This window comes from Enterobacter sp. CFEC122, from assembly GCF_052983755.1.
In genome coordinates, this window is the sequence record NZ_JBRIQR010000007.1 from 146,169 (window position 1) to 160,037 (window position 13,869).

Annotated in this window: 13 protein-coding genes; 6 read left to right on the top strand and 7 right to left on the bottom strand. The window is 56.2% G+C overall.

Features of this window, described 5'->3' with window-relative positions; all coding sequences use genetic code 11:
* Positions 1-145 precede the first annotated feature (145 nt).
* From ACVCAM_RS07370 to ACVCAM_RS07390, 5 genes are all read left to right on the top strand, one after another.
* Positions 146-541, top strand: coding sequence for a CidA/LrgA family protein (locus ACVCAM_RS07370; RefSeq protein ID WP_014884558.1), 396 nt, complete (start codon positions 146-148; stop codon positions 539-541).
* Positions 538-1,233 (top strand): CidB/LrgB family autolysis modulator, encoded by a 696-nt coding sequence (locus tag ACVCAM_RS07375; protein ID WP_008500916.1) that lies wholly within the window; start codon positions 538-540, stop codon positions 1,231-1,233. The genes ACVCAM_RS07370 and ACVCAM_RS07375 overlap by 4 nt, the downstream gene beginning before the upstream one ends.
* A gap of 129 nt (positions 1,234-1,362) precedes the next feature.
* Positions 1,363-2,247 carry a cytidine deaminase gene (cdd, locus tag ACVCAM_RS07380; protein WP_032652748.1) on the top strand — a complete coding sequence of 295 codons (885 nt, stop codon included), beginning with the start codon at positions 1,363-1,365 and terminating at the stop codon, positions 2,245-2,247.
* Positions 2,248-2,374: 127 nt separating this feature from the next.
* Positions 2,375-3,091, top strand: coding sequence for an outer membrane permeability protein SanA (gene sanA / locus ACVCAM_RS07385; protein WP_008500918.1), 717 nt, complete (start codon positions 2,375-2,377; stop codon positions 3,089-3,091).
* A gap of 124 nt (positions 3,092-3,215) precedes the next feature.
* On the top strand, positions 3,216-4,604 hold the full coding sequence (locus ACVCAM_RS07390; protein WP_407223807.1) for a glutamine synthetase family protein: 1,389 nt from the start codon (positions 3,216-3,218) through the stop codon (positions 4,602-4,604).
* A 49-nt stretch (positions 4,605-4,653) separates the two neighbouring features.
* On the opposite strand, the gene mglC is transcribed toward ACVCAM_RS07390, so the two are convergent.
* The 7 genes from mglC to ACVCAM_RS07425 all read right to left on the bottom strand — a co-directional run bounded on the left by mglC (position 4,654) and on the right by ACVCAM_RS07425 (position 12,848).
* A complete protein-coding gene (gene mglC / locus ACVCAM_RS07395) occupies positions 4,654-5,664 on the bottom strand; it encodes a galactose/methyl galactoside ABC transporter permease MglC (RefSeq protein ID WP_008500921.1) in 1,011 nt (336 codons plus the stop codon).
* A gap of 15 nt (positions 5,665-5,679) precedes the next feature.
* Entirely contained in the window at positions 5,680-7,200 is a 1,521-nt protein-coding gene (gene mglA / locus ACVCAM_RS07400) for a galactose/methyl galactoside ABC transporter ATP-binding protein MglA (protein ID WP_008500922.1), read from the bottom strand.
* Between the two features lie 79 nt (positions 7,201-7,279).
* Complete coding sequence (gene mglB, locus ACVCAM_RS07405) at positions 7,280-8,278, bottom strand: galactose/glucose ABC transporter substrate-binding protein MglB (protein WP_008500923.1); 999 nt, start codon at positions 8,276-8,278, stop codon at positions 7,280-7,282.
* A 295-nt stretch (positions 8,279-8,573) separates the two neighbouring features.
* Positions 8,574-9,596: an HTH-type transcriptional regulator GalS gene (galS, locus tag ACVCAM_RS07410; RefSeq protein WP_021241505.1), complete on the bottom strand. Its 1,023-nt coding sequence runs from the start codon at positions 9,594-9,596 to the stop codon at positions 8,574-8,576.
* A gap of 155 nt (positions 9,597-9,751) precedes the next feature.
* On the bottom strand, positions 9,752-10,909 hold the full coding sequence (gene yeiB / locus ACVCAM_RS07415) for a DUF418 domain-containing protein YeiB (RefSeq protein ID WP_407223523.1): 1,158 nt from the start codon (positions 10,907-10,909) through the stop codon (positions 9,752-9,754).
* Positions 10,910-10,928: 19 nt separating this feature from the next.
* Positions 10,929-11,597 (bottom strand): GTP cyclohydrolase I FolE, encoded by a 669-nt coding sequence (folE, locus tag ACVCAM_RS07420; RefSeq protein ID WP_008500927.1) that lies wholly within the window; start codon positions 11,595-11,597, stop codon positions 10,929-10,931.
* Between the two features lie 102 nt (positions 11,598-11,699).
* Complete coding sequence (locus ACVCAM_RS07425; protein ID WP_348581402.1) at positions 11,700-12,848, bottom strand: YbfB/YjiJ family MFS transporter; 1,149 nt, start codon at positions 12,846-12,848, stop codon at positions 11,700-11,702.
* A gap of 138 nt (positions 12,849-12,986) precedes the next feature.
* On the opposite strand from ACVCAM_RS07425, the gene fghA reads away from it, so the two are divergent.
* Positions 12,987-13,814, top strand: a complete 828-nt coding sequence (gene fghA, locus ACVCAM_RS07430; protein WP_045334366.1) for an S-formylglutathione hydrolase — start codon at positions 12,987-12,989, stop codon at positions 13,812-13,814.
* The last annotated feature ends 55 nt before the right edge of the window (positions 13,815-13,869 follow it).

The following is a 13,869-nucleotide window of genomic DNA, read 5'->3' on the forward strand; positions in this document are numbered from 1 at the left end:
TCCTCTAAACTCTAGCCTGCACCAGTAAGGTGATACCGGACGTTCCATTCCGGAATGTCTGGTATGCTCAAAATTCATGATGTGATCCGTGGCACATTTTTAGGTTTAATTGTATGATGAATGCGTTTCAGCAAGGACTATCACCATGAGCAAATCATTGAACATTATCTGGCAATATCTGCGCGCATTCGTCCTGATTTACGCCTGCCTGTATGCCGGGATTTTCATCGCGTCGCTGCTGCCCATCACCATTCCCGGCAGCATTATCGGCATGCTGATCCTCTTCGTGTTGCTGGCGCTGCAAATCCTGCCTGCAAAGTGGGTCAACCCCGGCTGCTTCGTCCTCATTCGCTATATGGCGCTGCTTTTCGTGCCTATCGGCGTCGGGGTCATGCAGTATTTTGATTTGCTCAAAGCCCAGTTCGGCCCGATTGTTGTTTCCTGCGCGGTGAGTACGCTGGTGGTTTTCCTGGTGGTGAGCTGGAGTTCACATCTGGTGCATGGCGAACGTAACGTGATTGGGGAGAAAACAAAAAAATGATGGACAATATCTGGTGGTCCCTGCCGCTCACCCTTGCAGTCTTTTTCGCCGCACGTAAGCTTGCCGCGCGTTTCAAAATGCCCTTGCTGAACCCCCTGCTGGTGGCGATGGTGGTGATAATTCCGTTCCTGCTGCTCACCGGCATTCCTTACGAACGCTACTTTGCCGGCAGCAAAATCTTAAACGACCTGCTGCAGCCCGCCGTCGTGGCGCTGGCGTTCCCTTTATATGAGCAACTGCACCAGATCCGCGCCCGCTGGAAATCCATCATTACCATCTGTTTTGTGGGTAGCCTGGTGGCGATGATCACCGGCACGTCGGTGGCGCTGCTGATGGGCGCTTCCCCACAGATTGCGGCGTCAATCCTGCCTAAATCGGTGACCACGCCTATCGCGATGGCGGTTGGGGGCAGCCTCGGCGGCATTCCGGCCATCAGCGCGATGTGCGTCATTTTCGTCGGTATTCTCGGCGCGGTGTTTGGCCACACCCTGCTGAACGCGATGCGTATTCATACTAAGGCGGCACGGGGGCTCTCGATGGGCACCGCCTCGCACGCGCTGGGTACTGCCCGCTGCGCGGAGCTGGATTATCAGGAAGGGGCGTTTAGCTCCCTGGCGCTGGTGATCTGCGGGATTATTACCTCCCTGCTGGCCCCGTTCATTTTCCCGCTGATTCTGGCAGTGATGGGCTAAAATTTGCGATGCGTCGCGCAAATTTCATTTTGATTTCATAAGTTGCATACATAATGAGAAGTGGATCACATATAAAGCCCTGACGGCTCCGTAAACTACCGATCCATTAACCTTTATGAGGCAAACGCCATGCACCCACGTTTTCAAGCTGCTTTCGCCCAGCTTGCAGAGAATTTGCAGTCAGCCCTTGCTCCCGTTCTGGCAGATGCGCACTTCCCCGCCCTGCTGACCGCAGAGCAGGTCACGATGCTGAAACAGGCAACGGGACTGGACGAAGACGCGCTGGCTTTCGCACTGCTTCCTCTGGCTGCCGCCTGCGCGCGGGCCGATCTCTCCCACTTCAACGTCGGGGCCATTGCGCGCGGCGTCAGCGGCACCTGGTACTTCGGCGGCAACATGGAGTTCCTGGGCGCAACCATGCAGCAAACCGTTCACGCCGAGCAGAGCGCCATCAGCCACGCCTGGCTGCGCGGTGAAAAAGCGCTGAGCGCCATTACCGTGAACTACACCCCCTGCGGCCACTGCCGTCAGTTTATGAACGAGCTGAACAGCGGGCTGCAGCTGCGCATCAACCTGCCGGGTCGCGCACCGCACACGCTGGCGGATTACCTGCCTGACGCGTTTGGCCCGAAAGATCTGGAGATCAAAACCCTGCTGATGGACGAGCAGGACCACGGTTTCGCCCTGTCCGGCGATGACCTGAGCCAGGCGGCGATTGCCGCCGCCAACAAGAGCCACACGCCGTACAGCAGGTCCCCGAGCGGCGTGGCGCTGCAGTGTCGCGATGGCCGAATCTTCACCGGCAGCTATGCGGAAAACGCCGCGTTTAACCCAACGCTGCCGCCGCTGCAGGGCGCACTCAACCTGCTGAGCCTGAACGGCTATGATTATCCTGACATTCAGCGCGCTATTCTGGCAGAAATTGCTGATGCGCCGCTGATTCAGTGGGATGCCACTGCCGCAACGCTTAAAGCGCTGGGCTGTACGACGATTGACCGCGTGCTGCTGGCGTAACCCTTCCGGCGGGCAGAAATGCCCGCCAGTTTGTTGAAAAACCCCTCAGTTGAGTCGCTGTTTCTTGCGCTAACCAGGCGGGTAAAGTAGCCTGAGTTAAATTTCACCTTCGGTACGAGCCATCTGCATGTTAAAGCGCGTTTTTTACAGCCTGTCTGTCCTGGTCGGCATACTGCTGTTGATCGTGCTCGGCCTCGACCGCTGGATGAGCTGGAAAACCGCCCCCTATATCTTTGACGACCTGCAGGACCTGCCCTATCGTCAGGTTGGCGTGGTGCTCGGCACCGCCAAGTACTACCGCACCGGCGTCATCAACCAGTATTACCGTTACCGCATTCAGGGCGCGCTGAACGCCTACAACAGCGGCAAGGTGAACTACCTGCTGCTGAGCGGCGATAACGCGCTGCAAAGCTATAACGAGCCGGTGACGATGCGTAAGGACCTGATTGCCGCGGGCGTGGATCCTGCCGATATCGTGCTCGACTACGCGGGCTTCCGCACCCTGGACTCCATCGTCCGCACGCGCAAGGTCTTCGACACCAACGACTTCATCATCATCACCCAGCGCTTCCACTGCGAGCGCGCGCTGTTTATCGCCCTGCACATGGGCATTCAGGCGCAGTGCTACGCGGTGCCGTCACCAAAAGATATGCTGAGCGTGCGCGTCCGCGAGTTCGGCGCCCGCTTTGGTGCCCTGGCCGATCTGTATATCTTTAAGCGCGAACCACGCTTTTTAGGCCCGCTGGTGCCGATTCCGGCGATGCACGAAGTGCCGGAAGACGCGCAGGGTTATCCAGCCGTCACGCCCGAGCAGCTGCTGGATATGCAGAAAAAAGAGAAATAACGGGACCGCCTTTATACTTTCTTTACGCCGGGCCTGACGCTTTTTATCTCCCCTTTACGTCGGCTCTTTTAAGCTGAGTTCACTGCCGCTACGGCTTCATTGAAGAATGACTATGAACTCGATAATGAATGCGTTTTTCCTCAAAAGTCTCCGCCCGTACTTTAACTTTCCCGGCTTATCACTCCCTGGCGCACTTAATTCTGGCCTCTGGCTGGATGAAAAAATTGACGCCCTGCAGCACAACGTTGCCGTGGAAGTGGCCGATTATCTAGAACGTTACCCGCAGACGAAACATGTTGACGTTTACCTGAACGATATCAACGGCACGATGCGCGGCAAGCGCCTCTCGGTAGAGAGCATGCTGAGCCTGGAAAAAGGCTGTTATTTTCCGCTTTCCGTCTACTCCATGGACCAGAAGGGAAACATCGCCGCCCCGCTTTATGATGAACCCGACCGGCTGTGCGTCCCTGTCGCCGGCTCTTTGCGTCCCTGTCCGCAGGATCCGGAGCACACGGCGCAGATCCTGCTGACGATGAAGGACAGCGACGGTAACCCCTGCCCGCTTGAGCCGCGCGCGATACTGCAGAACGTCGTGGCCCGCTTCCACCAGCACGGCCTCTTCCCGGTGATTGCCCCGGAAATCGAGTTCTATCTGACGGGACAGGGCGATCGCGATCCGCAAAATCAGGGCTGTTTTCACATGGATACCTCGTCGGCGCATGCGGCGCTGTTTGACGAGCTGGAACAGCTGGCGCACCTGCAGCGCATCCCGCTGTCAGGGGTGGTAGCGGAAGCCGAGCCCGGACAGTACGAATTAAACCTGAAGCACAGCCAGCGCGTCGTAGAGGTCTGTGATAACGTGCTGGCCCTGCGCCGCCTGACCCGCTATGTCGCTGAAAAGCACGGTCTTCAGGCCAATTTTATGGCTAAGCCGTTCAGCCAGCTCTCCGGCAGCGGTTTGCACATCCATTTCAGCCTGAACAACAGCCGTGGCGAAAACGTTTTTGCCTCCCCGGTGAACGCGCTGAGCAGCATGATGCGCTTGTGCATCGCGGGCCAGCTGGCGCTGATGCCCGCCTCCGTCGCCATTCTTGCGCCGGGGGTCAACGCGTTTCGTCGCCTGCGTAAAAACCTGACGGAACCCGTCTTTAACTCCTGGGGCTATAACACCCGCTCCGCCGCCTTGCGTATTCCCTGTTCGGATGATGGCAATCGTCGCATTGAGTACCGGCTGGCCGGGGCCGATGCGAATCCGTATCTGGTGGCGGCCACTATCCTGACTGGCATGCTGTACGGGCTGGAACATATCGACGAGGGGGATCTCCCTGAGCCGCAGCACGACCAACCCGAACTGCCGCTGTTCCAGCAGGAGGCGATTGAGGCCTTCGCCCGCTGTCAGTATCTCACCGACAGCCTGGGCGACGCCTTTTCCGAACAGTGGGTCGCCTGCAAGCTTTGTGAACTCGACTGGTTTGAGCGGATTGTGACGCAGGAGGAGTCAAATCTGGCATAGGGCATAAAAAAGCCCGCTCGGTGAGCGGGCCGGGTATGGCGAGTGACGATTACTTCTTACGGGCGTACTTCAGTGAATCCAGCGCAACCGCGAAGATAATGATGGCGCCCTTGATGATGTACTGCCAGTACGGGTTCACGCCGATGTAGGTCAGCCCGTAGTTGATGACGGTGAAGATGATCACACCGGTCACCACGCCGAGTACGGTACCCACGCCGCCGCTGAAGGAGACGCCGCCCACCACGCAGGCTGCGATCGCATCCAGTTCGTACATGAAGCCAAGGTTGTTCGTTGCAGAGCCGATGCGGCCCGCTTCCAGCATCCCGCCGAAGGCGTAGAACACGCCGGACAGGGCATAGATGATGAGCAGGTTCAGGGCGACGTTTACGCCGGACACTTTCGCCGCTTCCGGGTTACCGCCGATAGCGAAGATGTTTTTGCCAAAGCGCGTTTTGTTCCACAGGATCCAGACAAAGGCGACCGCAATCAGCGCATAGAAGGTGATATACGACAGGCGGAAGCTGCCCAGCGCGATAAACCCTTGCGTAAAGGTCGAGAAGCCGCTGTCAAAGCCCGAGATGGGCGAAGCACCGACGAAGTCGTAGTACAGGGAGTTGATACCGTAAACGATGATCATCGTGCCCAGGGTGGTGATGAATGGCGTCACGTTCAGGTAGGCGATGATAATACCGTTGATCAGACCAATCACCGCACCAATGGCGCAGACAATCAGGATCACCACGAAAATCGGCATGGTGGCCATTTCCGGGAAGACCTTGTTGGCGTTTTCCATCGACTGCAGCAAGGTTGCCGCGATAACCGCCGCCAGACCTACCTGACGACCGGCAGAAAGGTCCGTCCCCTGGGTCACGATCAGACCCGCCACGCCCAGCGCAATGATAATACGCACGGAGGACTGGGTCAGAATGTTACTCAGGTTCAGCAGGCTTAAGAACGTAGGGTCCTGGAAAATGATGATTGCCAGCAAGACTAAAAGAACAACGTAAATACCGCCTTCTTTCAGGTAAGTGAGAAAACTTTTTTTATTTAACGCACTCATGAGGAGCCCCTGATCTTAAAGGTGCAAAGACGCAAGACGCAAAATTTCGTTTTGCGTTGTCGTTTTGGTGTCAACAATACCGGCGACGAGACCATTGCTCATAACCAGAATACGGTCCGTGATCCCTAACAGTTCCGGCATTTCGGAAGAAATAATAATGATCCCTTTATTCTTTTTCGCCAGCTCGGCAATCAGCTGATAAATTTCAAACTTCGCGCCGACGTCAATACCGCGGGTCGGCTCATCCAGCATCAGGATTTCGGGCTGCGTTAATAACCAACGGCCAATAATCACTTTCTGCTGGTTACCGCCTGACAGCGAACCAATCTGGGTGCGGTGGCCTGGCGTTTTCACGCGCATGGAGTCAATCACCCACTGGGTATCGCTTTTCATGCGGGAATTATCCAGCAGCCCGACTTTGTTTTTGTAATTGCGAATGTTAGAAATTAACGAGTTAAAGTTAATATCCAGATAAGCATAAATACCGGTCGAACGACGCTCTTCCGTCACCAGCGCAAAACCATTATTAATGGCTTCGTTGGCGTTGTGGTTATTGATTTTCTTACCGTGCAGCGTAATGGTGCCTTCGGCTTTCTCACGAATGCCAAACAGGGTTTCCACGATGTCGGTGCGCTTTGCCCCCACCAGGCCAGCAATCCCCAGGATTTCACCCTTGTGCAGGTCGAAGGAGACATCGCGGATAGACGGCTGACGTAACGAGGTCAGATTGCGCACTTCCAGGATCACTTCGCCCGGCTTGTTCTCTTTATCCGGGAAGCGCTGGTTCAGGGAACGGCCGACCATCATGGCGATGATCTTGTCCATGTCCAGCCCTTCCAGCGGCTGCGTGGCGATCCACTGGCCGTCGCGCAGGATGGTGATCTCATCGCACAGCTGGAAGATCTCTTCCATTTTGTGGGAGATGTACACAATGCCGCAGCCGCGATCTTTCAGCTTACGAATAATAGTAAAAAGGTGGTTAACCTCTTTTTCCGTTAATGACGATGTCGGTTCGTCCATGATGACAATTTTCGCATCATAGGAGAACGCTTTGGCAATTTCGATCATCTGCATCTGGGAGACGGATAATGTTCCCACGCGGGCGCGCGGATCGATATCAATATCCAGCTCGTCGAAAATCGCCTTGGTGTCGCGATACATTTTGTCCTGATCGACAAAAACACCTTTGGTGGGATAACGCCCCAACCACATGTTATCCATGACTGAACGCTGCAGCACCAGGTTTAATTCCTGGTGAACCATCGAGATACCGTTTTCCAGTGCTTCTTTCGCTGAATGGAAATCGATCTCTTTCCCCTGAAAAAGAATGCTGCCAGAATCTTTTTGATAGATCCCAAAAAGACATTTTAATAATGTTGATTTACCCGCACCGTTCTCCCCCATTAAGGCATGAATAGAGTGAGGACGCACTTTTAAATTAACATTATCGAGTGCCTTAACGCCGGGAAATGACTTGTTGATACCGCTCATTTCCAACAGGTATTCACCGGATGACTGAGTTGTTGTGCTGACCATAATTATACCTTGTTGGCCTCGCATATCGCGTTATAAAAGGGCGCAACTCGTTGCGCCCAGTGAAGACAAGTTAACTCTTTTATTTACCGATAAACTCAGCCAGGTTGGACTGGTCTACGCCCACGTAAGGTACGCGAACGATTTTGTTGTCAATTTTCCAGTTGGTGCCATCTGCCGCACCTTTGCCATCGGCCAGGTTTTTCGCCAGATCGAAGGTGGCTTTCGCCTGGTTGTTGGCATCGTTCAGCACGGTACCGGCCATCGCACCGGATTTAACCAGCGCCAGCGCTTCTGGCAGCGCATCTACGCCGAATACCGGGATAGAGGATTTGTTGTGTGCTTTCAGCGCTTCTACCGCACCCATTGCCATCGCATCGTTGTTGGCGATAACCACTTCGATTTTGTTGGCGTTAGGGCCGGACAGCCACGCGTCCATCTTATCTTTCGCCTGAGCGGTATCCCACATTGCGGTATCTAACGCCAGCTGCTGGGTTTTCAGGCCCTTGTCGTTCAGCTCTTTGATAACGTAGGTGGTACGCGCTTCAGCATCCGGGTGGCCAGGTTCACCTTTCAGCAGCACGAACTGAATCTGACCGTCTTTGTTCAGGTCCCAGTTCGGGTTCGCCGCCCAGTGTTTCGCGATCAGATCGCCCTGAATAATACCGGACTCTTTGGAGTCGGTACCGACGTAATACGCTTTGTCGTAGCTATCCAGCGCCTTACGGGAAGGTTCTTTGTTGAAGAAGACGATCGGCACGTTCTGGCCGCGCGCCTTTTCAATAACCGTGCCTGCTGCAGCCGGGTCAACCAGGTTGATGGCGAGGGCTTTCACGCCTTTCGCCAGCAGAACGTCGATCTGGTCGTTCTGTTTGGACTGGTCATTCTGGGAGTCGTTCATCAGCAGCTGAACGTCTGGCGCTGCTTTCGCATCTTTCTCAATCGCTTTACGCACAACAGACATGAAGTTGTCGTCGTATTTATAGATGGTCACACCAATACGGGTATCCGCAGCGTGCGCTGCTGCACCAAAAAGCATGCTTGCCATTACAGCAGACAGGGTCAACACCTTCTTATTCATGGTATCTCCGGTTTTTTTTATGCAGGGTAGTTCTTGTGAATAACGAGCGGCGGGCAGATGTTAATAAAACGTTACTGACAGCCGAGGTTCACTTATAAAATTTCTCTCTTCCGTGTTCGGTAACGCTCCAGAAATGCGTTTTATTCGTTGTTTGCGGCACATTGGCTATAGTGAAAGTGAATAATCACTGTTACATAGCGTTTCAGCCCCTAAAACGCTGACATCATAGTCAGCGCCTTGTTAAGATACTGTGAATTTACTCACAGATTGAAAACGGTTACATCACCACATGTAATCAGTTAGTGATCGGAACCACAATTTGCCGGGCCGCGACGGAGTGGCGACGCACTAAAGTCGGCATGAAACAGTGTGTTGCCCCCGGATCCAGCACGCCTGCGGCCCCCTGTAACGCCAGCTCAGTCGCCAGTTTCGCCATAGAGGCAATCGGGTAACGCACGGTTGTCAGCTGCGGGTCGGTGTAACGGGCAATCGGGATATCATCGAAACCAATGAGTGACAAATGCTGTGGCACCGCAATGCCGTTATCCTTCAGCGCCGTCAGGGCGCCTGCCGCCATGCTGTCGTTATAGGCAAACACCGCAGACAGCTGCAGATTGCGGCCCAGCAGCTCTACCATCGCCGCTTCACCGCCCTGCATGTCCGGCGTGCCGGTCCCCACCCAGCTCTCGGATGGCGTAATGCCATGCTCTTTCAGGGCGTTTTGCCACCCCTCGCGCCGCAGTTCGTCATCTTCAATCGCGTGGCTGGAGGCCAGATAACCGATCCGCTGATGCCCGTTATTGATGAGCATTTTCGTGGCCATCATGGCGCCGCTGACGTTATCCAGCCCGACGCAGCGGTGGGCATAGCCGGGGACGATGCGGTTGATCAGCACCATGCCCGGGATCTGCTCCATCAATCCGGTTAGCTCTTCATCGCTTAAGGCTTTTGAATGGACAATCAAGGCGTTACAGCGCTGGCGGATCAGCACTTCAATGGCATGGCGTTCTTTTTCCGCCTCATGATAGCTATTGCCGATCAGGACATATTTCTCATGCTGCTGGGCGACCATATCGACCGCTTTCACCAGTGCGCCGAAAAAGGCATCCGAGACATCCATCACCACCACGCCGATGGTGTCGCTGACCTGCGTCGCAAGCGCCTGGGCATTGGCATTTGGCCGGTACCCGAGCTGGGTCACGGCTTTCATTACGGTTTCTCGGGTTTCAGGGCTGACCAGCGCGCTATTGTTCAGCACGCGTGAGACGGTAGCCACAGAAACGCCCGCCTGACGGGCGACGTCACGAATGGTGATCATATTCACCATCCTTCAAAGGATTGCAGCAACTCACAGACACCCCCTGTGTTTAGCAAGGTGGCTATTTTGGCAGCGAGAGAAAGGGGACTACGTGAAGAAGCTCACAGTCATGAAAACGCTTACATCCGTTTTGTTAATGATTGTGATCCAGATCGTTATCTGGATGTATTTTTCAATGATATCCCTGAAGCACGTGCGGTTAACTGACGCCATACCCACTCCAGCGGTCCCTGGCGGAAATAGCGTAGCCAGAGCACAGAAAACGCCAGGTTTACTGCCCAGACCGGAATAACAAACGCCAGCAGCGTAAGGCGGTCGAATTTCATAAACAGGCCAAAGCGATAGAAAAGCGTGGTGCAGATTAGCGTTTGCAGGAGGTAATTGCTTAACGCCATGCGTCCCACGCAGGCGATAGCGCTGACCATCCACAGACGAGAAAGCGAGGGCCAGAAGCCGTAGATCAGCGCCGCGTAGCCGATGGTCTGGAACGGCGCGCTCAGTTCACGCGGCACCTGGAGCAGGAACGCGCACCAGCGGTAATCCCAGTGGATATGCCACTGCGCTATCACCGCCGGGAGGTTAATCAGCACGCCGAGCAGCACCAGACCGGCGCCTGTGCGACGATAGTGACGCAGGCTGAATTCCCCTTTCAGCCAGCCGGTGCGCATCAGTGACGCGCCCATCAGCATCATGCCCGCCAGCTGCCAGCCGTATTGCGCGCCCAGCGCGAGGAGGTTATCCCCCAGCATATCCGCGCGGTTGCTTATCGCTTCCGTACCGCCCTTCAGCTTCCAGAACTGTTCGTACTGCAGGTTAGCGGCATCCGGGATCCAGCCACGATTCGTCGTCTCCCCGGAGATCATCCCCAGCAGCAGCAGTACCCCAAGCCCCATGACATAGAGCATCACGCCGGTGTTGAACAGGCTTTTAACGCTGTGCGCATCGCGAATGAGGCGCCAGCAGATGAGCCCGACTAACCCATACGCGAGAAGAATATCGCCGTCCCAGAAGAACAGGCCATGGATAAAACCGAGGATAACCAGCAGCGTCAGGCGCGACTGGATCCAGCGCGTACCACGTTTGAGGAGAAGCTGCAGGCCTGCGCCAAACAGCAGGGCGAAGAGCGTAAGGAATTTGACCTGCGCAAAGAGATCGAGGATTGCCCAGGTCCAGGCATCACTGCGGGTAATGTCGCCATACCACGCGGGATTGAGATACGCCGCCTTCGGCAAACCGAAGGCGGTGATATTAAGCAGCAGGATACCGAGAATGGCGACGCCGCGAACAAAATCGAGCGTGACGTTTCGCTCCATGGTTCCTGCCCTGTCAGACTTAGTTGTGGTGACGTACGGCGCGCAGGAACTCCTGGCGGGTATTCTGGCTCGATTTAAACAGACCGCCCAGCGAGGTTGTGGTGGTCGCACTGGTGGCATCGCGCACGCCGCGCGCTTTCACGCAGTAGTGAACCGCGTCGATAGAGACGGCCACGTTATTAGTGCCCAGCAGCGTTTGCAGCGCGGTCAGGATCTGCTGGGTCAGGCGCTCCTGCACCTGCGGACGCTGAGCGAAGAACTGCACGATGCGGTTGATCTTCGACAGGCCAATCACCGTGTCTTTAGGGATATACGCCACGGTCGCTTTACCGTCGATGGTCACGAAATGGTGTTCGCAGGTGCTGGTCAGCGTGATATCGCGGACCGTTACCATCTCATCCACTTTCATCTTGTTTTCAATGACGGTGATTTTCGGGAAGTTGGCGTAATCCAGGCCGGAGAAAATTTCGTCGACGTACATTTTCGCGATGCGGTGCGGCGTCTCCATCAGACTGTCGTCACTCAGATCGAGATTCAGCAGCTCCATGATGTCGGTCATGTGACCGGCAATCAGACGCTTGCGGGTTTCATTGTCCAAGTCCTGTACGGGCGGACGCAGTGGCGTTTCAAGACCGCGCGCAACCAGGGCTTCGTGGACCAGGGCAGCTTCTTTACTGAGTGATGACATTTTGTTCTCCTGCAGGTGTGGCGTCTTTTGCCCTCGTTGTGGCAAAAGTATGCGTTCATTGTGCGTGAGGCGGCGCACATAATCCAGTATTCACGACGATAATTATTGCGATTGCTGTTGCCTTTCAGCGTGACGATTCCAGACAAGCGCTCCTCCAACGAACAGCGCAATGCCCGCCAGCCCCAGCGCGGGCTCCAGCCGGTGGGTAAGCCAGGTTGATAACGCCGAGGTGACCGGACCAATCAACTGCCCAATCGCATACCCGGTGGTGAGCAGGCCTGCCATATAACGCGTGTGGTTTGGCGCCAGCTCGCGGCCGTATAAAAGAGAGAGCTGCACGGCACACAAAAAGCCGCCGCCCACCAGCAGCCCGCCCGTCAGCAGCCCGCCAATCCCCGGCAGCAGCCAGGCCGCCAGCACGCCTGCGCCCTGTAACCACAGTACGATCGCCAGCCTGCGGTTAGCCGTTGAGGTATGGCGTAACAGAATACTGAGCCCAATGCCCACCACGGCAGCGAGACCAAAAATCGGCCAGACAAACTGGGCAAACAGGCTGCCGGGAAAACGCACGGCCGCCATTTGCGACAGAAAGGTCGCCGGGAGGATATAGCCAAACCCGGCTAGGCTGTAGCTCCAGACCAGACGCGTTAAATCCGCCGTCAGCACCAGCGGCTCCGGCGCGGAGCCGGGTCGATGGAGCTGCCCGGATCGCGGCAGGTAGCGCGCCACCAGCGCAATCAGCACCAGCGCGAGCACGCCGTAGATTTGCCATGCCGCCCCGGCCGACAGGGACTTCGCCTGAATATAGACGGCGAGCAGCCCGCTCAGGGCAATGCCCGCCCCCGGTCCGGCAAACACCGCAGCGCTCAGGCCCGGTTTACCCAGCTGCCCCAGCCGTTCGTTGGTCCAGGCGGCAATGAGTACCATCGACCAGCCGCTCATGCAGCCAATCACGAAGCGCAGCATGCCGTGCACGACGGCGTTCTCCGCCGCCGCGGAGAGCAGCGTCAGCGCCACCGCGCCGGTGATGCCCAGCCAGAGGCGCGTTTCAACGAAGCGGTGCGCACGCATCGCATCCCACGCACCCACCAGATAGCCCAGATAATTCATCGCCGCCACCAGACCCGCGCTGGTCAGCGTAAGCTGCCCGGCAGCAATCATCAGCGGTACCTGAGGCGTAAAGGCAAAGCGCCCTATCCCCATCGCCACCACCAGAACGACAAACCCACTGAGCGCAATACGCAGCGCCATGATCGCTCCAATTGTTAAAGAAAAGTAAATTTATGATGCAGCATCTCGCCGCCTGGCGAAAGTGAAAGTTACTCACAGGTCAATGAAAAGGCTGTATTATGGGTTTTATGAATACGCATTCTCATTAAGGAGCCCTGCATGGAACTGCTCGAAGAGCACCGTTGTTTTGAAGGTCGACAGCAGCGCTGGCGGCACGACTCCACCTCTCTGAACTGTGCAATGACGTTCAGCATTTTCCTGCCCCCGACGGAAAACCCGCCGGTTTTGTTCTGGCTTTCCGGCCTGACCTGTAACGACGAAAACTTCACCACCAAAGCGGGCGCGCAGCGTATTGCCGCCGAGCTGGGCATTGCGCTGGTGATGCCAGACACCAGCCCGCGTGGCGACGATGTGGCCGACGATGCCGGATACGACCTGGGCAAAGGCGCCGGGTTTTATCTCAATGCGACCGAGCAGCCCTGGGCGCGCCACTACCGCATGTATGATTACCTTCGCGATGAACTTCCTGCGCTGGTGCAGTCGCAGTTTGCGGTTGGCGAGCGCTGCGCGATCAGCGGCCACTCAATGGGCGGACACGGGGCGCTCATCATGGCGCTGAAAAATCCGGGGAAATACGTCAGCGTGTCGGCATTTGCGCCAATTGTGAACCCAACGCAGGTGCCGTGGGGGCAGAAAGCCTTCACACACTATCTGGGTGAGGATGCGGAAAAATGGCAGGCATGGGACAGCTGCGCGCTGATGCTGGCCAGCAAAGCTGAAGAAGCCATTCCTACCCTTATCGATCAGGGTGATGCGGACCAGTTCCTCGCCGGTCAGCTGCAGCCTGCGGTGCTGGCAGAAGCGGCACGCCAGAAAGACTGGCCGCTGACGCTGCGCATTCAGCCGGGATACGATCACAGCTATTACTTCATCGCGTCATTTATTGAGGATCATCTCCGTTTCCATGCGGAGCATTTGTTCGGGTAAATGCGGCCGATTGCCGGGTGGCGGCTTCGCCTTACCCGGCCTACATTCGTGGATT